A 24,954-nucleotide genomic window follows, 5' to 3' on the forward strand; every position below is an offset into this window, starting at 1 on the left:
TTGTATGAAAGGACGTTGTTTGAATGAGAGTGATGGCGCTAATCAGGCAAAATAGTATCAAGTATTTGGTTGTACATTTGGCGTATTTCTTTGCTGAATGGTCTTGGTTGAAAGTCCCAGCGAACCAGTAGTCCTTCTTTTAACGTTATGAGCATTTCAATACGAGCCATGGCCTCTTTTTCATCCATAGAGGGATAGAGCTGTTTCATAATAGTAATGGCTCGCTTTTGTAACAGCGTGTGTGACTCAGTATAAATAATCGATATCACTGGATTTCGAGCTGCTTCCGCTTTTATTTCTGCGTGCATTATTCTCATGTTGTTATTATCTAGACTGCTTTCCGTAAAGTGCCTATCTAACCAATCTTTCTTATCTAAAAAAGAAGCCATAAACTGCAATTTTCTTTGCGTAAACTGCTCTACCAACGCACAAATAATGTCATCTTTATGGGCAAAATAGCGATAAATTTGACCTACACTGAGCTCTGCTGACTTTGCAATTTCGCTCATACTGGCTTTATGAAAGCCTTTAATTAGCACATGCTGCTCTGTGGCATCAATAATGCGCTGTTTTCGTTGGTCGCTACTGCATGGCTGTTTACTGATTCTCATTTATTTGCACGTTTTGTCATATATAAGGCACATAGCTTAGATTATAGTGGTAATGAATGATCATTCTCAATGTTTCGAAAGGAAGTCTCCTCAATGTTGTCTAAATTTAAATATGCTTCAAGTTTGTTGCTTGTTCTATTACTGGCTGGCTGTCAGGAGGACGCTCCTAAGCCTGCTGGTGCGTCATCTGCTCCTAAACCTAAAATTCAAGTCGGCATTGTTACGATTCAGCCTCAAAAAACAGACCTAATGACTGAACTACCTGGACGTACAACTTCTAGTTTAGTGGCAGAAATTCGTCCTCAAGTTGGCGGGATTGTAAAAAAACGTTTTTTTGAAGAAGGGCAGGATGTTAAGACTGGAGAGTTACTTTATGAGCTTGATGACTCTACGTACGTCTCTTCTTATAAGCAAGCGCAAGCGGATCTAGAGTCTACTAACGCCAGCTTAAAATCGGCGCAGCTTAAAAATGAGCGTTATACCGCTTTACGCAAACAAAATAACGTCTCACAGCAAGATCTTGATGACGCACGTGTTGCTTTTTTGGAAGCAAGAGCTAAACAAAAAGGGTCAGAAGCCGCGTTAGAAAATGCCAAAATCAATTTAAGCTATACCAAAATTAAAGCGCCTATTGATGGGCGAATTGGTATTTCTCAGGTGACGGTTGGTGCATTGGTAACCGGCAGTCAAGCCACAGTGATGACGACCGTTCGATCTTTAGATCCTATCTTTGTAGATTTAGCGCAAACCAGTTTGGATCAATTGAAGCAACGAAATTTCTTATCCCAAGATGGTGTTGAAAAAGGTTCAAACAAAGTGTCTTTAGTGCTAGAAGACGGTTCCAAATACCAATACGAAGGAACGTTAAAAGCGCGTGAAGTGAGTGTTAATGAATCTACGGGCAGTGTCACTCTACGAGCCCAATTCCCAAACCCAGATAACCTTTTATTACCGGGCATGTTTGTGCGTGGTTTGATCCATGAACTTACGCACAATGCGGCGCTTTTAGTGCCACAGCAGGGAGTTTCTCGAGACGTGAAAGGCAATCCTATCGCGCTGATTGTTAATAAAGATAACATTGTTGAGAGTCGCATTTTGACCGTTGAGCGTACGATTGAAAATCAATGGTTGGTTCTTGCAGGTATTAATGCTGGCGAGAAGGTCATTGTTGAAGGTTCATTGAAAGTGAGAGCGGGAGATGAAGTGACGACTGTTGATATGAAACGAGACAGTAAAACCGGCGCTATTGTCGCAGCCAATGCCAGTGGCACTTCGGCTCAAGGGAATTAATGTATGTTAGCTCAATTTTTTATAAATCGACCGGTTTTTGCGTGGGTTATTTCCATCGCAATCATGCTGGCAGGTCTTGCATCAATCACGACCTTACCAATCGCTCAGTATCCTAATGTAGCGCCTCCATCGGTTAATATTTCCGCTACTTATTCAGGTGCATCGGCTGAGACTGTTGAGAACAGCGTGACACAAATATTAGAACAGCAACTTACGGGTCTAGATGGCTTGCTGTACTTTTCCTCATCAAGTAGCTCTAGTGGCCGTTCCAGTATTAATGTGACATTTGAGCAAGGTACGGATGCGGACATTGCTCAGGTTCAAATACAGAATAAAATTCAGCAAGTGACGGCAAATTTACCAACATCAGTACAGCAAAGTGGTGTCACGGTTAGAAAATCAAATTCTGATTTTTTAATGGTGGCTGCGATTTACGATGAAACAGACAAAGACTCGGCAAATGACATTTCAGATTTTCTCGTATCGAGTGTTCAGGATTCTGTTTCTCGTGTGAGCGGGGTGGGTAGTCTTCAGGTTTTTGGTGCTCAATATGCCATGCGTGTGTGGCTAGACCCTTTAAAACTAGCGTCTTACAAATTAATGCCTTCTGACGTGTCAGCTGCCATTTCTGCACAAAATACTCAAGTAGCCGCGGGCAGCTTAGGTGCTTATCCTGTGAAGCAGGGACAGGAATTAAACGTCACTGTGACGGCGCAATCTAAATTGCAAACGGCGGAACAGTTTAAAGAGATTATTTTGGCGTATGACGACAGTGGCGCTACTGTTCGTTTAAGCGATGTGGCGAATGTTGAGTTAGGCAGTGAATCGTATGGCTATATTCCGCGTTTGAATGGCCACCCAGCTTCGGGAATGGCGGTTATGTTGGCACCGGGTGCGAACGCATTATCGACGTCCGAAGCGGTTAAAAAGGTATTGAATAATTTATCCGGTAGTCTTCCTGATGGTTACAAACTGTCTTTCCCTGTTGATAATACCGACTTTATTAAAATATCCATTGAAGAAGTGGTTAAGACACTGGTTGAAGCCATTATCTTAGTTATCATCGTTATGTTCATCTTTTTACAGAACTGGCGTGCAACATTAATTCCTGCGATTGCGGTTCCTGTGGTGCTATTAGGTACTTTTGGTGTATTGGAACTGTTTGGCTTTTCGATTAATACCTTAACCATGTTTGGTATTGTGTTATCCATCGGCCTGCTGGTGGATGATGCCATCGTGGTGGTGGAAAACGTTGAGCGGGTAATGGAAGAAGAAAAACTGTCTCCGAAGGAGGCAACGATAAAATCCATGAAAGAAATCACCAGTGCTCTCATTGGTATTGCGGTTGTGTTGTCTGCGGTGTTTTTGCCGATGGCTTTCTTTAGTGGTTCTACTGGGGTTATTTATCGTCAATTTTCGATCACGATTGTCGCGTCCATGACCTTGTCTGTGATTGTCGCACTGACATTGACACCAGCACTTTGTGCGACCTTGCTAAAGCCGAATCATGGGGCCAGCAATAAAAGTTTAGGTGGTTGGTTTAATCGTAACTTTGATCGTGCAACGAATAAGTATTTTGGTGGTGTGAGTAAAATCATTAAGCAGCCCGTGCGTTGGATGCTTGGTTACGGCATCATTGTGGCCGGTTTGAGTGGTTTAATGATGACGTTACCATCCGGCTTCTTGCCAACTGAAGATCAGGGCCGAGTCATGGTTATGGTGTCGTTACCTGAAGGTGCAGGCATGTCCCGTACTGATAAGGTAATGCGTCAAGTTGAAGAGCATTTTTTAGAGACAGAAAAGAGTAACGTTGATGCTATTTTTACCATTTCTGGTTTCAACTTTATGGGCAGTGGTCAGAACGCCGGTATGGCATTTATTGCACTAAAAGATTGGAGTCAGCGTGTTGGCCCTGCAAACAGTGCGAGCGCGATTGTTGGCCGTTCATACGGTGCTTTTGCGGGATTGCGTGACGCCAGAATATTCTCTTTAATACCGCCTTCTATTCAAGGCTTGGGTCAAAGTAGTGGCTTTACTTTCCAGCTGCAAGCGTCCGGAAACACCGACCGTGCAACCTTACTCACCATGCGAGATGCATTGTTACAAAATGCGAATGCAAGCAAACTTTTGACAGGGGTTCGTCTGGGTTCAGATTCTGAAGCGCCGCAGTTACATATCGATATTGACCAAGAAAAAGCCTCAGCGTTAGGTCTTTCCATGTCTGATATTAGTGCGACCTTAAGCAGTGCTTGGGCGGGTAGATACGTTAATGACTTCATTGACCGTGGCCGAGTTAAAACGGTTTACATGCAAGGTGAGGCGGAATATCGCTCTTCTCCTGAAGATTTGCAGCATTGGTATGTTCGCGGCAATGACAATACGATGACGCCGTTCTCTGCTTTTGCTAAAAGCGAATGGACTTACGGCCCCAAAAGTTTGAGCCGCTTTAATGGTTTGGCGTCTTATGAAATCCAAGGTGCTGGTGCAGCTGGTGTGAGTTCTGGTGCAGCCATGGATGAGCTACAGCGTGTTTCAGATTCTATGTCTGGTGGCGTGATGGGGTCTTGGAGTGGTTTGTCTTACCAAGAGCGTTTATCCGATGGTCAAACACAAACCTTGTATGCGATTTCAATTTTAGTCGTGTTTTTGTGCCTTGCTGCATTGTACGAAAGTTGGACCGTGCCTTTGTCTGTTATCTTGGTTATCCCTTTGGGAGTGATTGGTGCAGCGGCAGCGGCACATATTCGTGGTCTAGAAAACGATGTTTACTTTCAAGTTGCTTTGCTGACAACCATAGGTTTGTCTTCCAAAAACGCGATCTTAATTGTCGAGTTTGCGGAGGCGGCTTATCGTAGAGGGGCTAATGTATGGGATGCGGCTGCTCAAGCGGCGCGTTTGCGGCTTCGCCCTATTATTATGACGTCCATGGCCTTCATTGTGGGAACTTTGCCACTGGCTCTATCGTCTGGCGCCGGTGCAAACAGCCGAATCTCTATTGGCTCAGGCATTGTGGGTGGCACCCTGACAGCAACCATATTGGCGATTTTCTTCGTACCGTTATTCTTTGTGATAGTGCGTCGTATATTTCCTAAACGACCTGAAGATTTGTCAACGAAAGAAAACGTAGAGTAATTTGAAACGCATTTAACGGTTCGAGTTATCTTTCATAAAAAAAGGAGCCATTGCGGCTAATGCTGTTCACTTTAGGGTTGAATTTAATTGAATAGCCTCGGAAAATCCGATTAAGCTTTCATAATCGGATTTTTTTTGTCTATTCAGCAGTTACTTCTTAGTATCGATGAGCTCCACTCATTCTCAGATCATTCAACCTTCACTCAGAATATTCCGGTTGAGTGGATTGAGTCCGCATTAACTCTTTCTTCAAAAGCCAACATCAGGCGACGATACTTACCGGAGGATCAACTCCTTTGGTTAATCTTAGGTATGGCTCTTTTTCGGGATGAAGCGATCGACGAAGTCGCGAGACGCTTAAATATTTGTTCAGAAGGGTTGGGCTCCTTGCCAAGAGTGGCGTATCTCAAGCGAAGCAGCGCCTGGATTCTGATCCTATGCAGTGGCTTTTTCAGCGAACAGGTGAGTATTGGGCCAATGAGCGGTTTGCTCAGGATGATTGGCAAGGGCTGCAAGTATTCGCGATTGATGGTGTCGTTTTTCGCACCCCGGATACGCCAGAGTTACGAGAACCCTTCGGTAGCGCCAGCAATACAACGGTCAAGTAAAGCGCCTATCCGTTATTGCGTTGTGTCGCTCTGATGAATACGCATTCCCACGTTATTTTAGATGCTCAGATAGGCGTTTACCGAAAAGCTGAAACGCCATAAGCTGAAGTGATGTTAGATCAGATTCCAGATCTCAGCAGTACACTCTTAGATCGACATTTTTGGAGTCCCAATCTCATGCATGCATCGATGAATGGAGGAAATGAACGACATTGGTTAATCCCCAAGCGCAGCAATACTGTGTATGAAGTCATTGAAGAATATGGTGATGGCGATGCATTATGGCGTATGAAAGTCTCCCCGCAAGCACGCAAAAAGAACGCTAATCTGCCCGAATATTGGGATATACGAGCCATAACCTATGACGTTCAAGGTAAAGCCAAGACGGTACTGACACCACTTCCTATCAGCGACTACCCAGCTGATAAAATTGCTCAGCTGTACCATCAGCGCTGGAAATTGAACTAGGGTTTCGTGACATCAAATCTTCCATGCTCAATAACGCTATTACGTTGCGCAGTAAGAAAGTCGATCTAATCTACCAAGAAATGTGGGGAATGTTGCTTGCCTACAACATTGTGCGTCGAGAGGCGAGTCATGCGGCGGCATCACATGGTCAACGAGCGAGCGATGTGCGTTTAAAAGTGGCGTTTACTTTTATTGCTTCCAACTTGATCGTGATGGCAGCCGCTAAGCCAGGAATGCGCCTTAAGGAGCTAAGGTCTGGGGTGTGTAATTTGTTTTTGGAGCGAAAAAAGCGAGGCCTAGTCGGCCTCGCTTGGTCAAGCAATTAAAGACGAGGTATCCGGTATCTCATAATACTGTTCCGCTTAAGTGAACAGCATTAAACCAGTTGCTGTTTTTTTTGTCTTCTTGTTGCTTAGTTTTTAAGAGAAGCAAGCTTCTGTGCAAAGGAAGGTGAGTGGGAGTTAGCTAATGTGGAGGTTACTTGTTTTGCATAAGGAAGATATTTTTTCAAATCGTCTTTAGGCATAGGATCGTCATTCGGTAGTCTGACAGTTACTGGATTTTTATGCGTGCCATTTATTCTGAATTCATAATGCAGGTGAGGACCTGTTGCCCAGCCAGTTTGCCCCACATAGGCAACTATTCTGCCTTGCTGTACCTTTACGCCACGTTTGGTGCCTCTAGCAAAACCTCTTAAGTGGGCGTACAGTGTTTGGTAGCCCCGTCCGTGATCGATAATAACAACATTGCCATAACCATTTTGTTTTCCAGCGAAGGAAATTTTCCCATCGCCAGCTGCCTTGACTGGTGTTCCGCTGGCCGCCGCGTAATCCACGCCTCGGTGAGGTCTACTGGTTTTGAAAATTGGATGTAATCTGTTGGGGTTGAATTTAGATGAAATTCTAGTGAAATCTACAGGTGTCCGGATGAAGGCCTTGCGCATAGCCATACCGTCAGGGGTGTAGTAATTGGCACCTTTTCCTGTTTTATACCTAATGGCTTGATAAGTTCGGCCATTATTAATGAATTGGGCGGCGATAATATTGCCGTGTCCAATCTTTTCGCCATCAAGGAATTTTTCCTCGTATAGCATACTTAGACTGTCGCCTTTACGTATGTCCAAAGCGAAGTCAATATCCCAGCCGAAAATATTGGCAAGTTCGATTAAGAGCGATTGCTCAATACCTGATCTTAATCCGTCAACAAACAGCGAGTTATTTATTTCAGCTTCTTTATAGGTTTGAACAATTTCTGGTGTTCTAGATGTATCCGTTCTGCTGAATTCATTGTCGTTACGTTCAAAGGTGACGCTATCTAAGCGGTTTAAAATAAGTGTCAGTCGGGTGAGCTCACCAGAAGCTTCATTGGTGGTGAAGTTTAGCTTTTGCCCTGGTCTCATTTGTAATAATGTTTTTTGTTTTTTATCGGCCAGAGATACTTTGTATATATCTTGTGCTGATATGCCTTTATTAGATAGCACCTTGGAGAGTGAGTCGCCTGGCTTAATCTCGGCTGTTTGTTCCCTAAATGTCGGTGGGCTGTTCTTTTTTGCTAAGGCGTCCGGTGTTGAGATATCGTAAGTAGGATTTATGTTGTTGGTGAAAAATGAAGTTGATGCCGCCGTGTTAGTTGAAGGTGTGAGCTTCTGCAAGTCATTAAGCATCAGCTTAGACTGGTCTATTACCTCAAAGTTTGCTTCGAGGGATATGAGGCTATTGTTGATTGTTTCCTCGTCTGGCAGGGCTAAAAGCACTACGGCGAGGAACACACTTACAGCTGAAATTAGCAGTAAATGCTTTGTTGGTAATAGTTTGATCAAAATGCGTACCCAAAAATCTTTAATAAAGCCTTATAATCCTACCAACATTACTTTTATAATTGAATGCTTAAGTACGATAAACTAACTAGGATATGGATCAAAATAATGACTGTCAGCAGTAAAGACCTTTTAAATGACTTGCAAGCTCGCGGACTTATCGCCCAAATGACGGCCGAAGATGAGCTGAGAAAGCATCTGGATGGCGGAAGTTGTACTCTTTATTGTGGCTTTGATCCTACAGCAGATAGTCTGCATATTGGTAGCTTAGTACCATTGTTGATGCTTAAACGCTTTCAATTGGCGGGTCATAAACCATTGGCGTTAGTTGGTGGTGCGACTGGTTTGATTGGCGACCCAAGTTTTAAGGCGGTTGAACGTAAATTAAATGGTCCTGAAGTGGTCGCTGAGTGGGTAGAGAAGCTACGTGCGCAGGTTAGTCAATTTATCGATTTTAATAATGAGTCAAATAGTGCTGAGGTTGTTAATAACTATGACTGGACGAAAGACCTTAGCATTCTAGATTTTTTACGTGATGTCGGTAAACACTTTTCTATAAATGCCATGATTCAAAAAGAATCGGTGAAGCAGCGTATCAATCGCGAAGGTGAGGGGATATCGTTTACCGAGTTTACTTATATGATTCTGCAGTCTTATGATTTTGCAGAACTGAATAGGCGGCATAATTGTACGCTACAGATTGGTGGCAGTGATCAGTGGGGTAATATCACTGGTGGAACAGATTTGACTCGTCGACAAAATGGTAATCAAGCTTTTGGTTTGACTATGCCTTTGGTGACAAAGTCAGATGGGACTAAGTTTGGTAAAACCGAAACGGGTACAATTTGGTTGGATTCGAATAAAACTAGCCAATATGCTTTTTATCAGTTTTGGTTGAATACTGCTGATGCTGATGCTTATAAATTCTTGAAATACTTTACTTTCTTATCTGTCGAAGAAATTGAAGGGATTGAAAAGCAGGATCAAGAAGGGGGCGGTAAGCCACAAGGTCAATCTATCTTGGCGCGTGAGGTTACTAAGCTTGTTCATGGTGACGACGGTCTTCAGGCGGCAGAGCGCATCACTCAAGCTTTGTTTAGTGGTGACGTTGATTCATTGAGTAAGCAAGATTTAGCTCAAATACAACAAGATGGATTGCCGAGTAGTTCGTTGTCTGGAATTGATCTGTCTTTAGTGCCTTTAACTTCCTTGCTGGCGGATGCTGGTCTGGCTGCGAGTGGGAAGCAAGTTAAGGATGCGCTGCAGCGAAATTCAGTTTTTGTAAATGGTGCGGCGAAAGGACTTGATGACAACATGGGTGCTGCGGATATTTTTAAATCTGAGAATGGCTATTACGACAAATACTTTCTTGTTAAGTTAGGTAAGAAAAAACACCATTTGTTTGTTTTATGATTACGCTATAGTCATTATAGAATTTAGTAAATAATAGAAAAGGCGCAGAGGCGCCTTTTCTATTATTTGTAACGTGAACGAAACAAAAGTAAAAAACTTTAAAAAAGGGCTTGCGCTAAAAGATTCAGGCTGTATTATACGCCTCCACTGACACGGACAACGACGCAAACAACAGTTTGTAACTTACTTAGTAAGAACGTTGAACCGAAGATCAGATCGCTCTTTAAAATAGATAATCAGATAATTTGTGTGGGCGCTCGCTAGAGGCTTCAGAAGATCATCGCAGACCGGTTTTACCGAGATGTAGTTGATCAAAAAAATTGAAGTCTTACGAGAGTCTACACGGCAATCGCTTTATGTTGATTTGTTGTTCTTCGGGATGACGAATCGATTAAGTTATAGTTAGTGTAATAAGATTTGAGTGAGCAAACTTTTAACTGAAGAGTTTGATCATGGCTCAGATTGAACGCTGGCGGCAGGCTTAACACATGCAAGTCGAGCGGTAACAGGGGAGCTTGCTCCTGCTGACGAGCGGCGGACGGGTGAGTAACGCGTAGGAATCTGCCTAGTAGAGGGGGACAACATGTGGAAACGCATGCTAATACCGCATACGCCCTGAGGGGGAAAGGAGGGGACTCTTCGGAGCCTTCCGCTATTAGATGAGCCTGCGTGAGATTAGCTAGTTGGTAGGGTAAAGGCCTACCAAGGCGACGATCTCTAACTGGTCTGAGAGGATGACCAGTCACACTGGGACTGAGACACGGCCCAGACTCCTACGGGAGGCAGCAGTGGGGAATATTGGACAATGGGCGCAAGCCTGATCCAGCCATGCCGCGTGTGTGAAGAAGGCCTTAGGGTTGTAAAGCACTTTCAGGGGTGAGGAAGAGTAGTGGATTAATACTTCATTGCTTTGACGTTAGCCCCAGAAGAAGCACCGGCTAACTCTGTGCCAGCAGCCGCGGTAATACAGAGGGTGCAAGCGTTAATCGGAATTACTGGGCGTAAAGCGCGCGTAGGTGGTTTGTTAAGTCGGATGTGAAATCCCAGGGCTCAACCTTGGAATGGCACCCGATACTGGCTAGCTAGAGTATGGTAGAGGGGTGTGGAATTTCCTGTGTAGCGGTGAAATGCGTAGATATAGGAAGGAACATCAGTGGCGAAGGCGACACCCTGGACTAATACTGACACTGAGGTGCGAAAGCGTGGGGAGCAAACAGGATTAGATACCCTGGTAGTCCACGCCGTAAACGATGTCTACTAGCCGTTGGGTTGTAATGACTTAGTGGCGCAGCTAACGCAATAAGTAGACCGCCTGGGGAGTACGGCCGCAAGGTTAAAACTCAAATGAATTGACGGGGGCCCGCACAAGCGGTGGAGCATGTGGTTTAATTCGAAGCAACGCGAAGAACCTTACCTACTCTTGACATCCACAGAACATTTGAGAGATCAGATGGTGCCTTCGGGAACTGTGAGACAGGTGCTGCATGGCTGTCGTCAGCTCGTGTTGTGAAATGTTGGGTTAAGTCCCGTAACGAGCGCAACCCTTGTCCTTATTTGCCAGCACGTAATGGTGGGAACTTTAAGGAGACTGCCGGTGACAAACCGGAGGAAGGTGGGGACGACGTCAAGTCATCATGGCCCTTACGAGTAGGGCTACACACGTGCTACAATGGCGTATACAGAGGGCTGCAAGCTAGCGATAGTGAGCGAATCCCACAAAGTACGTCGTAGTCCGGATTGGAGTCTGCAACTCGACTCCATGAAGTCGGAATCGCTAGTAATCGTGAATCAGAATGTCACGGTGAATACGTTCCCGGGCCTTGTACACACCGCCCGTCACACCATGGGAGTTGATTGCTCCAGAAGTAGCTAGCTTAACCCTTCGGGGATGGCGGTTACCACGGAGTGGTCAATGACTGGGGTGAAGTCGTAACAAGGTAGCCCTAGGGGAACCTGGGGCTGGATCACCTCCTTAAACGATAGAAACCTCTGGTGAGCGTTCACACAAATTATCTGATGTCTAATTTATAAGAAGCACAGAAAGTATTTGGGTCTGTAGCTCAGTTGGTTAGAGCGCACCCCTGATAAGGGTGAGGTCGGCCGTTCAAATCGGCCCAGACCCACCAAATACTCGATAAGTAAAAGATATGGGGCTATAGCTCAGCTGGGAGAGCGCCTGCTTTGCACGCAGGAGGTCTGCGGTTCGATCCCGCATAGCTCCACCATTTCTTACTTATTTTCTGTGTGAAAAGATTTAGCTAGAGTCCTAAGCAAGATACTAAGCATCAACACTTCAAGTGCTTGATGATTTTTAGTCTCTGACTTAGTGCTTTGCACTAAACTTGCTCTTTAACAATTCGAATTTTGAAATAACGATAAATCAAGTGTTAAACCGGTGGAAGTTCACTTTAACCTAGTGACTTCTATTATCGTAAATCCAAAGAGATACAAAAGCTCTTTGGTTGTGATCTAACGTTAGTAAGTGCTTCGGCATGAAACTACTTTGGGTTATATGGTCAAGTGACCAAGCGTGCACGGTGGATGCCTTGGCAGTCAGAGGCGATGAAGGACGTGGTAATCTGCGAAAAGGTTCGGGGAGTCGATAAACAGACTTTGATCCGAACATGTCCGAATGGGGAAACCCACCCGCTTGCGGGTATCGTATGGTGAATACATAGCCATACGAGGCGAACGAGGGGAACTGAAACATCTAAGTACCCTTAGGAAAAGAAATCAACCGAGATTCCCTAAGTAGCGGCGAGCGAAAGGGGATTAGCCCTTAAGTTATTTTGGTGTTAGTAGAAGGCTCTGGAAAGAGCCGCCGTAGAGGGTGATAGCCCCGTATACGAAAATGCCATTATAGTGAAAACGAGTAGGACGGGACACGTGATATCCTGTCTGAATATGGGGGGACCATCCTCCAAGGCTAAATACTCCTGACTGACCGATAGTGAACCAGTACCGTGAGGGAAAGGCGAAAAGAACCCCTGTGAGGGGAGTGAAATAGATCCTGAAACCGTGTACGTACAAGCAGTGGGAGCGGACTTAGTTCCGTGACTGCGTACCTTTTGTATAATGGGTCAACGACTTATTTTCAGTAGCAAGGTTAAGCATGTAGTGGAGCCGTAGGGAAACCGAGTCTTAATAGGGCGTTTAGTTGCTGGGAATAGACCCGAAACCGGGCGATCTATCCATGAGCAGGTTGAAGGTTGAGTAACATCAACTGGAGGACCGAACCCACATCCGTTGAAAAGGCTGGGGATGACTTGTGGATAGGAGTGAAAGGCTAATCAAGCTCGGAGATAGCTGGTTCTCCTCGAAAGCTATTTAGGTAGCGCCTCGTATCTCACCATTGGGGGTAGAGCACTGTTTGGGCTAGGGGGTCATCCCGACTTACCAACCCCATGCAAACTCCGAATACCAATGAGTGCAATTACGGGAGACACACGGCGGGTGCTAACGTCCGTCGTGGAAAGGGAAACAACCCAGACCGTCAGCTAAGGTCCCAAAGTTACAGTTAAGTGGGAAACGATGTGGGAAGGCTTAGACAGCTAGGAGGTTGGCTTAGAAGCAGCCATCCTTTAAAGAAAGCGTAATAGCTCACTAGTCGAGTCGGCCTGCGCGGAAGATATAACGGGGCTCAAACTGTACACCGAAGCTACGGATGCTTAATTTATTAGGCATGGTAGAGGAGCGTTCTGTAAGCCGTTGAAGGTCAAGCTGTAAGGCAGGCTGGAGGTATCAGAAGTGCGAATGTTGACATGAGTAACGATAAGGGGAGTGAAAAACTCCCCCGCCGGAAGACCAAGGTTTCCTGTCCCATGTTAATCAGGGCAGGGTGAGTCGGCCCCTAAGGCGAGGCAGAAATGCGTAGTCGATGGAAAACAGGTTAATATTCCTGTACCGATGTATATTGCGATGGAGAGACGGAGAAGGCTAGGCCAGCACAGCGATGGTTGTCTGTGTTTAAGGCGGTAGGTTAGGTGCTTAGGCAAATCCGGGCACCTCCCTTTAGTGGGAAGATCGAGAACTGATGACGAGCCCTCTTTTGGGCGAAGTGGTTGATGCCATGCTTCCAGGAAAACTTCTAAGCTTCAGATATACATTGACCGTACCCCAAACCGACACAGGTGGTCAGGTAGAGAATACCAAGGCGCTTGAGAGAACTCGGGTGAAGGAACTAGGCAAAATGGTACCGTAACTTCGGGAGAAGGTACGCCGGCCGGTGTGAAGGACTTGCTCCGTAAGCACTAGTCGGTCGAAGATACCAGGTGGCTGCGACTGTTTATTAAAAACACAGCACTCTGCAAACACGAAAGTGGACGTATAGGGTGTGACGCCTGCCCGGTGCTTGAAGGTTAATTGATGGGGTTAGCGCAAGCGAAGCTCTTGATCGAAGCCCAAGTAAACGGCGGCCGTAACTATAACGGTCCTAAGGTAGCGAAATTCCTTGTCGGGTAAGTTCCGACCTGCACGAATGGCGTAACGATGGCCACACTGTCTCCACCCGAGACTCAGTGAAATTGAAATCGCAGTGAAGATGCTGTGTATCCGCGGCTAGACGGAAAGACCCCGTGAACCTTTACTATAGCTTCACAGTGAACTTTGAACCTATTTGTGTAGGATAGGTGGGAGGCTTTGAAGATAGGACGCTAGTTCTATTGGAGCCAATCTTGAAATACCACCCTGGTATGTTTGAGGTTCTAACTCAGGTCCATTATCTGGATCGAGGACACTGTGTGGTGGGTAGTTTGACTGGGGCGGTCTCCTCCCAAAGAGTAACGGAGGAGCACGAAGGTGTGCTCAGCATGGTCGGAAATCATGCGTAGAGTGTAAAGGCAAAAGCACGCTTAACTGCGAGACAGACACGTCGAGCAGGTACGAAAGTAGGTCTTAGTGATCCGGTGGTTCTGTATGGAAGGGCCATCGCTCAACGGATAAAAGGTACTCCGGGGATAACAGGCTGATACCGCCCAAGAGTTCACATCGACGGCGGTGTTTGGCACCTCGATGTCGGCTCATCACATCCTGGGGCTGAAGCCGGTCCCAAGGGTATGGCTGTTCGCCATTTAAAGTGGTACGCGAGCTGGGTTTAGAACGTCGTGAGACAGTTCGGTCCCTATCTGCCGTGGACGTTTGAGATTTGAGAGGAGCTGCTCCTAGTACGAGAGGACCGGAGTGGACGAACCTCTGGTGTTCCGGTTGTCACGCCAGTGGCATTGCCGGGTAGCTACGTTCGGACGGGATAACCGCTGAAAGCATCTAAGCGGGAAGCCTCCCTCAAGATAAGATCTCACTGGGACATAAGTCCCCTAAAGAGCCGTTCGAGACTAGGACGTTGATAGGTTGGGTGTGTAAGTGCTGTGAGGCATTGAGCTAACCAATACTAATTGCTCGTGAGGCTTGACCATATAACACCAAAGTGGTTTTAAAGAATAATACTTTAAAAACACAGACACAGATTACGATACACATCAGCAATGATGAACATCGGTTTAACCTTGATTATTGTTATTTCAAAAAAGAATTGTTAAAGATCCAAGCATGTCTTCGCGTGTTTTGGTGGGAAGAAACAGAGGATAGACATTATCATCTAAAGACACCACCGGAACGAACGCAGCAGAATTGCTTGACGATCATAGAGGCGTTGAACCACCTGATCCCATCCCGAACTCAGAAGTGAAAAGCGCCATCGCCGATGGTAGTGTGGGAGATCCCATGTGAGAGTAGGTCGTCGTCAAGCTTAAATTAAGAGAGCCCTGATAGCTAACGCTGTCAGGGCTTTTTTTTGGCTGAAATAAATGGTTAAGAAAAGTGATCAGGGAAGGCGTCGTCTATCTTGGTGCTGGAACATAAAGATGCCTGATAGTGTGTGAGGTGATTCAGTTTATTGTTGATTTGATGTTGTCTGTGGATCGGTTCAGTAATGGTATAGTTAATCACTGCGTAATTCACTTCATGTTTACCTATTATTGTATAGTTATGAAGTGTCTACAAAGGTGTCGTCATAGCAAAGTTTGTATCGCTTTTTAATAGGCTTAAAATTAATTTGGTAGAGGGATGGAAGGTGCGTGTTTTATGCGGTTTAAAACAACGGTAGACGTTAAGTCTCGTATGCATGGTAGGCTTGCAAGTGACTCACCCAAAAATATTGAGAGGGCCGGTAAGTTTTGGCTAATGATTCGTAACCAGTAATCTGCTTCTCCGCTTACAGAATAACATTCCAATATTTGTGGTATGGCCTCGATTGCTTCTTTAAATTCTTTATCTGAATTTTTTATACTTTTATCAAGTGTTATGTTCACAAAAGCGGTTATTTTATAGCCTAATTCACTGGCATTTAACTGAGTAAAGTAAGCTTCTATTAGGTTGTTTTGCTCTAGTCTTTGTAAGCGTCTTGAGCATTGAGATGGAGATAAGTTTACTTGTTCAGATAGTGCGACATTAGTAAGTCTTGCGTTTGTTTGAAGGGCCTTGAGTAATCGCCAATCATAGCTGTCTAGTTCAATATTGTTCATTCAAAGTTCCTTATCAGTATCTAAATGTACTGCTTTTCTTATAGTCGTCGGTCTATTTTCTTAGCTTGGCCGTTTAGAATAAGGAGTTTTGTAAAGTAAACAAGTTCAAAAACATTATATTTGCTAATTAATAGACATTTTTTTGCACGATTGGTCGTTTTTTATCCATCTTGATGAAATTGAAGTCAACTGAATAAAAGCGCCGCTCATCATTTCTGATTAACGGCATTTTTTATTGGTAGGAGTATAAAATTTATTGATTAGGGAGGTTTTTAGCTAACCACAGTAGGGCTTCTGGGTAAGGCTTTGGCAGTTTTAAGTCTGCTAATGCACTCTGCAATATTGTGAGACTACCAGAGCAAAAATTCAGATGTCCGACCTTTCTTCCAAGACGCACCTCTTTTTTATACCAATATAGCTCCAAACCTTTAATTTTTAGCCATTCATAATCTAAATCTATACCGATTAAGTTGACCATCATACTTTGGTTTTTAACCTCTGCAGGCGCCAACGGAAGGCCTGTGACGGCGCGTACATGGTTTTCAAATTGACAGACACTTGCACCCGCTTGTGTCCAATGACCGCTGTTGTGAACTCGTGGCGCAAGTTCATTAATGAGTAAGTCATCACCAACGCGAAAACACTCCATTGCCATAACGCCGACATAATCTAGGGCTTCCATGAGCTTACTGAGCATGGTTTCCGCCTTACTTTGAAAAGGCTTGAGGCGATCTAAGGGTGAAATGGAAGCATACAGAATGCCATTGATGTGAAGGTTAAGTGTTAAAGGGTAGAAATATGTATCGCCATTTTTACCTCGTACTCCTACTAATGATACCTCTTCATCAAAATTGATAGCTTGTTCTGCAATCGCATACCCTTTCCAGTCTTCAGGTATTTCTGTTGCTTCTGACTGCTTTAACCAATATTGGCCTTTACCGTCGTAACCACCACGACGACGTTTCAACAGAACTCGTTCACCGAGGGTTTGATAGGCATGTTGAGCGCTAGAGTCACTTTCTACTGGAAACCATGGTGCGGTTGCTAGTGCAAGGCGATCAAGCCACTGTTTTTGTGTTAGTCGATCAGCAAGTTGAGGAAAAGTGGCTAAGTTAACAAAGTTACTGTGTGTAGATAGTTGTCTTGTTGCTGCTGTTTCTGGCCATTCTTCTCTTTCCGCGGTTATGATGTCTGTCGAGCTTAACGATAAAGTTTCTGTTGCTTCTATATCAACCGGACGAACGTCAATACCCAGTGGCATACCTGCTTGTTTGAGCATTGCCCCGAGTTGACCTGCTCCTAATACCCATAGAACTGACATAGATTAAACCTCTCTAGGGTCAGGATTTGCCAAAACAGTGTCTGTTTGGTTGGCTCTAAATGCTTCTATCTTATCCGCGAGTACGGGGTTTGAAAGAGCTAAAATTTGGCAAGCTAGGAGGCCTGCATTGAAGGCACCTGCGTTACCAATAGCAAGTGTACCAACGGCAACGCCTTTTGGCATCTGAGCGATAGACAGAAGGCTATCCATGCCGTTTAGGGCTTTACTCTGTACTGGTACACCCAGAACAGGCAGACGAGTGTGTGCCGCTACCATGCCAGGTAAATGAGCTGCACCGCCAGCACCGCCAATAATTACCTTAAAACCTTTGTCTGCCGCGCTTTCTGAGAACTCTGCAAGTTTGACTGGTGTTCTATGAGCGGAAACGACTTCGACGTGATAGCAGACACCAAGAGCGTCCATTATCTCAGCGGCACTTTCCATCGTAGCCCAATCACTTTTTGATCCCATTATTAGGGCAACTTCTGCTTGCAAAATATTTCTCCTATCAGTGGCTGTCAACGTGGTGCTAAGGGGCATAATACGTTGAGTATAAATATATATTCATCTGGTATGACTGAGGCCTAACACAGTAATATCAAAGGGGATAATGGAGCGCTAATATAGCCGATTTTGAAGAAAACAGCGAGTGTTCAGATAATATGAGAGAGAGATTGACTTCGGTGTGATTAGATAAAAAAGAGCGACTAAAGTCGCTCTTGAAGATACTTTTCATAGTCAGGTATTTGTCGTTCAAATTCACTTTCAAAAAGAGGCGATGTGACAAGAAAGTTCGCTGAAGAAACACTACAAGCAATAGGGATATTCCAGACTGCTGCAACACGTAGTAATGCCTTAATGTCTGGATCATGCGGCATAGGTTCGAATGGATCCCAGAAAAATATTAAGACATCTATTTTTCCTTCTGCAATCAAACCGCCTAGCTGTTGATCACCCCCTAGAGGGCCACTAATAAGTGATTTAACGGGAACATTCAATTGCTTCTGCATTAAATTCCCCGTTGTTCCAGTTGCCATTAAATTGTGCTTAATAAGTTTTTCTTTATGTTTTTCAGCCCATTCAATAAGCGCTGGCTTCATATTATCATGAGCCACCAGAGCGACGTTTTTACGCTCTGGTGTTGTAATGGTCTTTTGTCGTAAAGTCTTGCTTTTCAAGGTGCTTTATTCCTCAGCTGCGCCGACTTTTACTATTTTCATCATGTTAGTTGTTCCATAGCTAACCAAATGATCACCTTTTGTGACAATGACTAGGTCGCCGTCGCAGATTAGACCGAGAGCTTTAACGTGGTCAACTAAGCCTGTCACTATAGTATCTACATTGAACTCTTGAGAGGAGAATGCTACTGGTGTGACGCCACGATAAAGAGTTACTTTATTGAGTGTCGCTTGGTTTGGGGATAATGCATAAATTGGCAAACCTGAGCTGATGCGGGACATAAGGAGTGGCGTAGTACCTGATTCGGTCAAGCTAATGATCGCTTTTACACCTTCTAGGTGGTTTGCAGCATACATCGCTGACATCGCAATGGTTTCATCAATATTAGTGAAGGTCACATCGACACGGTGTTTTGAACGATTGATAGCTGGTTGTTTCTCAGCGCCCAAACAAACACGGTTCATAGTATGGATAACTTCTTCAGGATATTTCCCTGCCGCCGTTTCAGCAGACAGCATAACGGCATCGGTGCCATCTAGAACCGCGTTGGCAACGTCAAATACTTCTGCACGTGTTGGCATCGCGCTGGTGATCATGGTTTCCATCATTTGTGTTGCTGTGATAACTGGACGATTCAGTTGGCGGCAGCGCTTGATCATGTGTTTTTGAACACCAATTAATTCTGCATCCCCAATCTCTACACCCAAATCACCACGAGCAACCATGACTGCATCTGAAGCTAGAATGATAGCATCCAGTGTCTCGTTATCGGCAACAGCCTCTGCACGTTCTACTTTAGAAACGATACCTGCTTTAAGGCCTGCGGCTTCTGCCAATGCACGTGCTTCATGGAGGTCAGCTGCGCAACGAGGGAACGAGACCGCAAGATAGTCTGCTTTTAATATTGCTGCGGTCTTGATGTCTTCTTTATCTTTTTCAGTAAGTGCTGCAGCAGAAAGTCCGCCACCTTGGCGATTTATACCTTTGTTATTTGACAGCGCGCCACCCACAAGAACTTTCGTTATAACTTCTGTCCCTTTAATTTCAAGGACTTCAAGAACAACTCGGCCGTCATCTAGGAGCAACACATTACCTGGTTCAGAGTCGGCAGCCAATTGAGGGTAATCAATACCAACACGATTTTCGTCGCCAGCATTTTTATCAAAGCCAACGTCTAGGATGAACGTCGCGCCATCTTGAAGTTCAACTTTGGTATCTTTAAAGCGTGCGATTCGTATTTTAGGGCCTTGTAGATCACCAAGAATGGCTACATGGCGATTGTTTTTCTTTGCCATAGCACGAACAACTTCTGCTCGGTTAATGTGGTCTTCTGGCTGACCATGAGAGAAGTTTAGTCGAAAGACGTTAGCGCCAGCCAAGATTAATTTCTCAATCATTTCTGGAGAGCTAGAAGAAGGGCCTAAGGTGGCAACAATTTTAGTTCTACGAGTCATTTTATGTACCAAAGATTAGAAAGCTTGAAGTGAAGTATAAGAGACGATGAAGGCTGCGTCAGCAGCCTTCATATATATTAACTATTTTGCATTCATTAATGCGATAGTGTTGTCGAGCATTCTGTTTGAGAACCCCCACTCGTTATCATACCAAGCCATAACTTTTACCAATTTACCTTGCACACGTGTTTGTGTCGCATCGAAGTTGGAAGTGAAGGCGTTGTGGTTAAAGTCAGAAGAGACAAGTGGCTCATAATTGACATGGAGAACTTGTGCAAGAATTGGGTCCGCTTTGATAGCGTCTTCAATAATTTTATTTATTTCTTCTACTGTGGTTTCGCGAGGCGCTAAGAAAGTTAAATCTACTAGCGATACATTGATAGTTGGCACGCGAACAGACAGACCATCAAACTTACCTACTAGTGCTGGGATAACAAGACCAACAGCCGCTGCAGCACCTGTTTTACTAGGAATCATGTTCATTGCGGCTGCACGGGCACGGTAAAGGTCTTCATGATAAACATCTGAAAGTCGCTGATCATTGGTGTAGGCGTGAATCGTAGTCATTAAGCCACTTTCGATTCCTAGCTTTTCACTCAGTGGTTTAGCGAATGGCGCTAGACAGTTAGTTGTACAAGAAGCATTAGAAATAACGGTCATTTCAGACGTTAATACATCTTGGTTAACACCGTATACAACAGTCGCGTCCACTTCTTTACCTGGTGCAGAAATGATGACTTTCTTCGCGCCAGCAGTGATATGAGCGCTGGCTTTTTCTTTTGTTGTAAAAAAGCCAGTACATTCATAAACCACATCTATGTCTAGCTCTGCCCAAGGAAGGTCTGCAGGGTTACGTTCAGAGAAAGTGCGGATTCTATCTTTGTTGATGTATAGCGCTTCATCGTCAAAGGTTACTTCTTCATTAAAGCGACCATGGACAGTGTCATATTTTGTTAAATGAGCATTGGTTTTTGAATCGCCAAGATCATTAATCGCAACTATTTGGATTTGATCACGCTTGCCTGATTCGTATAAGGCTCTAAGTGTGTTGCGTCCAATGCGTCCATAACCGTTGATAGCTACCTTAATCGTCATACTCACCTCTAAATAGTGCGGAAATTGTGAAGTGTTCGAATTCGAACATTTCATGTTCAGTATTATTCTTTGACGTAAAAATACTACATAAGTGATTTTTTAAGCAAGGATTAGTAATAAATTTATCTCTATTTGGCTAATTTTCGACCAAATAGTGATCTTTGTCTAATATTGTACAGAGTTATATTACAAACGTTTGATTATTTTAACCGAAAGAGCGACTGTTTCGAATCATTTATGTAAATAAATTACATAATATTGTTTTTTTTAATAATTTATCTGCCGTTTTAGCGTGAAATAAAATTAAAATGTAGTAATATTACATAAAATTTTGATATCAAGCTGTCTGTTAAGGCAGTTATATAAAAAAACGGAGAGAAGCATGAATCCGATTGTTGCTAAGGTAACGAACGACATTGTTGAGCGAAGTGCAGTGTTGCGCGAAAAATACCTTAAAGATATGAAAAAAGCACAGGAGCAAGGCCCACATAGAGGAACATTATCATGTGGCAACTTGGCTCATGGTTTTGCGGCATGCCAACCCCAAGACAAACAAAAACTGACTCTGATGGAAGAGGCGAACATTGGTATTGTGTCGTCGTATAATGACATGCTATCTGCGCATCAGCCTTATGAAAATTATCCCAATAAAATTCGTTCTGCGATCCACGAAATGGGTTCAATAGCGCAATTTGCAGGCGGTGTTCCTGCGATGTGTGATGGTGTGACTCAAGGGCAAGATGGCATGGAGCTGAGCTTGTTTAGCCGTGACAATATTGCACAAGGCGCCGCGATTGCTCTTTCTCATAATATGTTTGATGCAGCTATTTATCTTGGTATCTGTGACAAAATAGTTCCTGGTTTATTAATTGCCGCTTTACGTTTTGGCCATTTGCCCGCTTTGTTTATTCCTGCCGGGCCAATGCGTTCGGGCATTTCTAATGCCGCAAAATCTGCGGTGCGCCAACGCTTTGCACAAGGCCAAGCGTCACGAGATGAGTTGCTAGAGGCCGAATCTGCTTCTTATCATAGCGCGGGGACTTGTACCTTTTATGGAACGGCCAATTCTAATCAGCTCTTGGTTGAGATGATGGGGCTTCAATTACCAGGATCTTCTTTTGTTAATCCAGATGATCCACTGCGTGATGCGTTAACAAAATATGCTTCTCAGCTATCCACAAAGATTACCGCTTTAGGTCGAGACTATCGTCCACTTTACGAAATTATCGATGAACGCAGCATAGTAAATTCTATTGTCGGTTTGTTAGCCACTGGTGGCTCAACAAATCATACGATGCATATTGTGGCGTATGCGCGAGCGGCGGGCATCATTGTTAACTGGGACGACTTCTCTGCTTTATCTAAAGTCGTGCCGTCGATGACTCGTATTTACCCAAATGGACAAGCGGACATTAACCATTTTCACGCGGCGGGTGGTATGGCATTTTTAGTTAAGCAGTTACTGAAGGGTGAATTGCTTCATGAAGATGTGAATACCATTGTCGGTAAAGGCTTATCCCATTACACAAAAGAACCGTTTCTTGATGGCGATACATTGGTGTGGCGCGATGGTCCAGCAGAAAGTTTAGATTTAGACGTAGTAAGGCCTATTGAAAACCCTTTCAGTAAAGAAGGCGGTTTGTCTCTTCTAAAAGGCAACCTTGGTCGTTCTGTTATTAAGGTTTCAGCGGTAGCTGAAGAAAATCGTATTGTTGAGGCGCCAGCGGTTATTTTTCATAGCCAGAACGATCTAGCTGACGCGATTGCGAGTGGGAAACTTAAGCGAGATTGTGTTGCTATAGTACGCTTCCAAGGGCCAAAAGCCTTAGGAATGCCTGAATTGCATAAATTAACACCCTACCTGATTAACTTACAAGATCAAGGTTATAAAGTGGCGTTAGTTACTGATGGTCGTATGTCAGGCGCATCAGGTAAAGTGCCGGCGGCGATACACCTTACACCGGAAGCTCTGTCTGGTGGTCTGATTGCTAAACTCAAAGACGGTGACTTGATTCGCCTTGATGCTGTTGAAGGGACTTTGTCGGTTCTTATTTCAGATGAAGAGTTGGCTAACCGCGAGGCAGTACAACACGATTTAACTGAGTCTCATCAAGGAATGGGGCGTGAATTATTTAGCGCACAACGTATTTTAGTAAGCGGTGCCGAGCAGGGTGCTTGCAGTTTGTTTAATGATTAAACCTTTCCTCTGACTACTAACGTTTGTTAGTAAATGGTGTTTGGGGGCTTGTTTCAAGCCCCCTTTTTTTGCTTAAAACCTGCCATGACGCAATATCTAATCGAGGTTTACTGAAGCAAGTTTACTAGGTAGCTACTGTTTTTGAAGCGAAAAAAAGGCTCGAATCCATACATGGATTCGAGCCTTTTTTATTAATGAGCTACTGTGTTAAGTGTGGCTCATTGAGTAACTTAGTTACTAGTCCATTGTGTCTAGTGCTTTCTCGTACTCATCAAAAGACTCTGTAACCGCTTCTTCAGGTGCACCAGTAGCAAGACTCACTACAATGATTGAGATTGTCGCTAGAATAAAGCCAGGAACAATCTCATAAACGTCGAACCAGCCGCCGCTTAGTTGTTTCCAGATAACAACAGTAACGCCACCAACGATGATACCTGCAAGAGCGCCATTACGGTTCATATTGCGCCAGAACAAGCTTAGTAGAATTGCTGGTCCAAATGCTGCGCCGAAGCCAGCCCAAGCGTAAGACACTAGGCCAAGTACGGAACTCTTAGGGTTAAGAGCCAGAATTAAAGCGAAGATAGAGATAGCAACAACAGCGAAACGACCAACATTAACAATCTGTTGTTGAGTTGCTTCTTTATTGAAAAGTTTTTTGTAAAAATCTTCGGCTAAAGCAGAAGATGACACAAGTAATTGAGAGTCCGCAGTGCTCATGATCGCCGCTAGAATTGCTGCGAGTAAAATCCCAGCAACCACAGGGTGGAAAACGGCATTCACAAGAACCATAAAGATTTTTTCACCATCAACTAAATTGCCAGCCAAATTACTATCAACATAAACAATACCAACCAGACCGATTAGCAAGGCGCCTGTCATAGAGATAAAAGTCCATACAACCGCGATACGGCGCGCTGTTTTGATATCTTTATTTGAACGAGATGCTTTAAAGCGGGCTAGAATGTGAGGTTGACCAAAGTAACCCAATCCCCATGCTACTAAAGAAATAATACCAATAGTGCTTAGCGGTTCACCTTTTACATCATTCCAAATAGTTAGCAGTTCAGGGTTTTTCGCTGTTAATGTGTCAGAAAGTTGTGACCAGCCTCCGTCCATTGCAACAAGGGGAACAATGACTAATGCTGCAGACATCATCAAACCTTGTATCAAGTCTGTCCAAGCGACTGCTAGGAATCCACCAAATAAAGTGTAAGAAACCACACAAACTGTACCGATGATCACGGCGTAGGTGTAATCAAGACCAAATACGGTTTCAAATAATTTACCGCCAGCCACTAAACCTGAACTTGTATAGAACAAAAAGAAGAGAAGGATAAAAAGAGCGGATATTGTTTGAATAAGCTTAGAGTTGTCTTGAAAGCGAACAGAAAGGAAACCTGGAAGTGTAAGAGAGTTATCAGCAGTAATGCTGTAAGTACGCAAACGTTTTGCACAAATTAACCAGTTTAGCCATGTGCCTACCAATAGACCGCCTGCCAGCCAAATTGACTCAAGCCCTGCAGCAAAAGCGTAACCTGGGAGACCAAGTAGCAACCAGCCACTCATATCAGATGCACCGGCAGATAGCGCGGTTGGCCACGGGCCTAAAGAGCGTCCACCTAGGAAGTAGTCTTCTGAGTTTGATGTGTTTTTATAAGCGTAAAGCCCAATTCCTAGCATAACTACCAGATAGGCTAGGAATGTAAAGCTGATCGCATAACTGCTTTCTATCATTATTATTGTCCTCACGTTGAAATTATTGCGGATGAAACAATTTTATATGGATAAAGTTGTTTGTCAGTAAGGGCTGGATTTACTCCCTTATTGCGATGTTCTGCAATACATACTGACT

At 44.2% G+C, this 24,954-nt stretch carries 16 protein-coding genes, 2 tRNA genes, 3 rRNA genes and 1 pseudogene; 13 read left to right on the forward strand and 9 right to left on the reverse strand.

What is annotated here, in order from left to right; genetic code table 11:
• Window positions 1-38 precede the first annotated feature (38 nt).
• Window positions 39-611: a TetR/AcrR family transcriptional regulator gene (locus M3I01_RS02955; RefSeq protein ID WP_255894091.1), complete on the reverse strand. Its 573-nt coding sequence runs from the start codon at window positions 609-611 to the stop codon at window positions 39-41.
• Window positions 612-704: 93 nt separating this feature from the next.
• Between M3I01_RS02955 and M3I01_RS02960 the strand changes: the two genes are divergently transcribed.
• The 6 genes and pseudogenes from M3I01_RS02960 to M3I01_RS18555 all read left to right on the forward strand — a co-directional run bounded on the left by M3I01_RS02960 (window position 705) and on the right by M3I01_RS18555 (window position 6,435).
• Complete coding sequence (locus M3I01_RS02960) at window positions 705-1,901, forward strand: efflux RND transporter periplasmic adaptor subunit (RefSeq protein ID WP_255894092.1); 1,197 nt, start codon at window positions 705-707, stop codon at window positions 1,899-1,901.
• A 3-nt stretch (window positions 1,902-1,904) separates the two neighbouring features.
• On the forward strand, window positions 1,905-5,033 hold the full coding sequence (locus tag M3I01_RS02965) for an efflux RND transporter permease subunit (RefSeq protein WP_255894093.1): 3,129 nt from the start codon (window positions 1,905-1,907) through the stop codon (window positions 5,031-5,033).
• Window positions 5,034-5,168: 135 nt separating this feature from the next.
• Window positions 5,169-5,420, forward strand: a pseudogene (locus M3I01_RS18540) (transposase domain-containing protein); the annotation flags it as partial.
• Between the two features lie 50 nt (window positions 5,421-5,470).
• Entirely contained in the window at window positions 5,471-5,641 is a 171-nt protein-coding gene (locus M3I01_RS18545; RefSeq protein WP_394358968.1) for a hypothetical protein, read from the forward strand.
• Between the two features lie 111 nt (window positions 5,642-5,752).
• Window positions 5,753-6,109: a hypothetical protein gene (locus tag M3I01_RS18550; protein WP_394358962.1), complete on the forward strand. Its 357-nt coding sequence runs from the start codon at window positions 5,753-5,755 to the stop codon at window positions 6,107-6,109.
• 23 nt (window positions 6,110-6,132) lie between these two features.
• Window positions 6,133-6,435, forward strand: coding sequence for a hypothetical protein (locus M3I01_RS18555; protein WP_394358963.1), 303 nt, complete (start codon window positions 6,133-6,135; stop codon window positions 6,433-6,435).
• An 86-nt stretch (window positions 6,436-6,521) separates the two neighbouring features.
• Here M3I01_RS18555 and M3I01_RS02975 read toward each other — a convergent pair whose 3' ends face one another.
• Complete coding sequence (locus M3I01_RS02975) at window positions 6,522-7,928, reverse strand: peptidoglycan DD-metalloendopeptidase family protein (protein ID WP_255894094.1); 1,407 nt, start codon at window positions 7,926-7,928, stop codon at window positions 6,522-6,524.
• Window positions 7,929-8,033: 105 nt separating this feature from the next.
• Here M3I01_RS02975 and tyrS point away from each other — a divergent pair, with 105 nt between their 5' ends.
• The 6 genes from tyrS to rrf all read left to right on the forward strand — a co-directional run bounded on the left by tyrS (window position 8,034) and on the right by rrf (window position 15,081).
• Window positions 8,034-9,338: a tyrosine--tRNA ligase gene (tyrS, locus tag M3I01_RS02980; protein WP_255894096.1), complete on the forward strand. Its 1,305-nt coding sequence runs from the start codon at window positions 8,034-8,036 to the stop codon at window positions 9,336-9,338.
• A gap of 434 nt (window positions 9,339-9,772) precedes the next feature.
• Window positions 9,773-11,313 (forward strand): 16S ribosomal RNA (locus tag M3I01_RS02985).
• A gap of 74 nt (window positions 11,314-11,387) precedes the next feature.
• Window positions 11,388-11,464 (forward strand) — tRNA-Ile (locus M3I01_RS02990).
• A 23-nt stretch (window positions 11,465-11,487) separates the two neighbouring features.
• Window positions 11,488-11,563 (forward strand) — tRNA-Ala (locus M3I01_RS02995).
• A gap of 289 nt (window positions 11,564-11,852) precedes the next feature.
• Window positions 11,853-14,749, forward strand: a 23S ribosomal RNA gene (locus M3I01_RS03000).
• 217 nt (window positions 14,750-14,966) lie between these two features.
• Window positions 14,967-15,081 (forward strand): 5S ribosomal RNA (rrf, locus tag M3I01_RS03005).
• The 16S, 23S and 5S rRNA genes sit together here with 2 tRNA genes alongside, the layout of an rRNA operon.
• A 301-nt stretch (window positions 15,082-15,382) precedes the next feature.
• Here rrf and M3I01_RS03010 read toward each other — a convergent pair.
• The 6 genes from M3I01_RS03010 to gap all read right to left on the reverse strand — a co-directional run bounded on the left by M3I01_RS03010 (window position 15,383) and on the right by gap (window position 20,905).
• The gene (locus M3I01_RS03010) at window positions 15,383-15,856 is read right to left on the reverse strand and encodes an Lrp/AsnC family transcriptional regulator (RefSeq protein WP_255894097.1); all 474 of its coding nucleotides are present in this window, start codon (window positions 15,854-15,856) and stop codon (window positions 15,383-15,385) included.
• Between the two features lie 253 nt (window positions 15,857-16,109).
• On the reverse strand, window positions 16,110-17,177 hold the full coding sequence (gene purK, locus M3I01_RS03015; RefSeq protein WP_255894098.1) for a 5-(carboxyamino)imidazole ribonucleotide synthase: 1,068 nt from the start codon (window positions 17,175-17,177) through the stop codon (window positions 16,110-16,112).
• Between the two features lie 3 nt (window positions 17,178-17,180).
• Window positions 17,181-17,672, reverse strand: coding sequence for a 5-(carboxyamino)imidazole ribonucleotide mutase (purE, locus tag M3I01_RS03020; RefSeq protein WP_255894099.1), 492 nt, complete (start codon window positions 17,670-17,672; stop codon window positions 17,181-17,183).
• A gap of 212 nt (window positions 17,673-17,884) precedes the next feature.
• A complete protein-coding gene (locus M3I01_RS03025) occupies window positions 17,885-18,355 on the reverse strand; it encodes a methylglyoxal synthase (RefSeq protein WP_255894101.1) in 471 nt (156 codons plus the stop codon).
• A 6-nt stretch (window positions 18,356-18,361) separates the two neighbouring features.
• Complete coding sequence (gene pyk, locus M3I01_RS03030; RefSeq protein ID WP_255894102.1) at window positions 18,362-19,810, reverse strand: pyruvate kinase; 1,449 nt, start codon at window positions 19,808-19,810, stop codon at window positions 18,362-18,364.
• Between the two features lie 81 nt (window positions 19,811-19,891).
• Complete coding sequence (gene gap / locus M3I01_RS03035) at window positions 19,892-20,905, reverse strand: type I glyceraldehyde-3-phosphate dehydrogenase (RefSeq protein WP_255894103.1); 1,014 nt, start codon at window positions 20,903-20,905, stop codon at window positions 19,892-19,894.
• A gap of 382 nt (window positions 20,906-21,287) precedes the next feature.
• Here gap and edd point away from each other — a divergent pair, with 382 nt between their 5' ends.
• Complete coding sequence (gene edd, locus M3I01_RS03040; RefSeq protein ID WP_255894104.1) at window positions 21,288-23,102, forward strand: phosphogluconate dehydratase; 1,815 nt, start codon at window positions 21,288-21,290, stop codon at window positions 23,100-23,102.
• 237 nt (window positions 23,103-23,339) lie between these two features.
• On the opposite strand, the gene putP is transcribed toward edd, so the two are convergent.
• Complete coding sequence (putP, locus tag M3I01_RS03045) at window positions 23,340-24,836, reverse strand: sodium/proline symporter PutP (protein WP_255894105.1); 1,497 nt, start codon at window positions 24,834-24,836, stop codon at window positions 23,340-23,342.
• Between the last annotated feature and the right edge of the window lie 118 nt (window positions 24,837-24,954).

The sequence above is a fragment of the Marinomonas maritima genome (genome assembly GCF_024435075.2).
Classification (GTDB): Bacteria; Pseudomonadota; Gammaproteobacteria; order Pseudomonadales; family Marinomonadaceae; genus Marinomonas; species Marinomonas maritima.

Bases quoted from the DNA above. Each gene is read 5' to 3' on its own strand.
- M3I01_RS02955 (WP_255894091.1), bottom strand. From the start codon at position 611: ATGAGAATCAGTAAACAGCCATGCAGTAGCGACCAACGAAAACAGCGC.
- M3I01_RS02960 (WP_255894092.1), top strand. From the start codon at position 705: ATGTTGTCTAAATTTAAATATGCTTCAAGTTTGTTGCTTGTTCTATTA.
- M3I01_RS02965 (WP_255894093.1), top strand. From the start codon at position 1,905: ATGTTAGCTCAATTTTTTATAAATCGACCGGTTTTTGCGTGGGTTATT.
- M3I01_RS18545 (WP_394358968.1), top strand. From the start codon at position 5,471: ATGCAGTGGCTTTTTCAGCGAACAGGTGAGTATTGGGCCAATGAGCGG.
- M3I01_RS18550 (WP_394358962.1), top strand. From the start codon at position 5,753: ATGTTAGATCAGATTCCAGATCTCAGCAGTACACTCTTAGATCGACAT.
- M3I01_RS18555 (WP_394358963.1), top strand. From the start codon at position 6,133: ATGCTCAATAACGCTATTACGTTGCGCAGTAAGAAAGTCGATCTAATC.
- tyrS (WP_255894096.1), top strand. From the start codon at position 8,034: ATGACTGTCAGCAGTAAAGACCTTTTAAATGACTTGCAAGCTCGCGGA.
- M3I01_RS03010 (WP_255894097.1), bottom strand. From the start codon at position 15,856: ATGAACAATATTGAACTAGACAGCTATGATTGGCGATTACTCAAGGCC.
- purK (WP_255894098.1), bottom strand. From the start codon at position 17,177: ATGTCAGTTCTATGGGTATTAGGAGCAGGTCAACTCGGGGCAATGCTC.
- pyk (WP_255894102.1), bottom strand. From the start codon at position 19,810: ATGACTCGTAGAACTAAAATTGTTGCCACCTTAGGCCCTTCTTCTAGC.
- gap (WP_255894103.1), bottom strand. From the start codon at position 20,905: ATGACGATTAAGGTAGCTATCAACGGTTATGGACGCATTGGACGCAAC.
- edd (WP_255894104.1), top strand. From the start codon at position 21,288: ATGAATCCGATTGTTGCTAAGGTAACGAACGACATTGTTGAGCGAAGT.
- putP (WP_255894105.1), bottom strand. From the start codon at position 24,836: ATGATAGAAAGCAGTTATGCGATCAGCTTTACATTCCTAGCCTATCTG.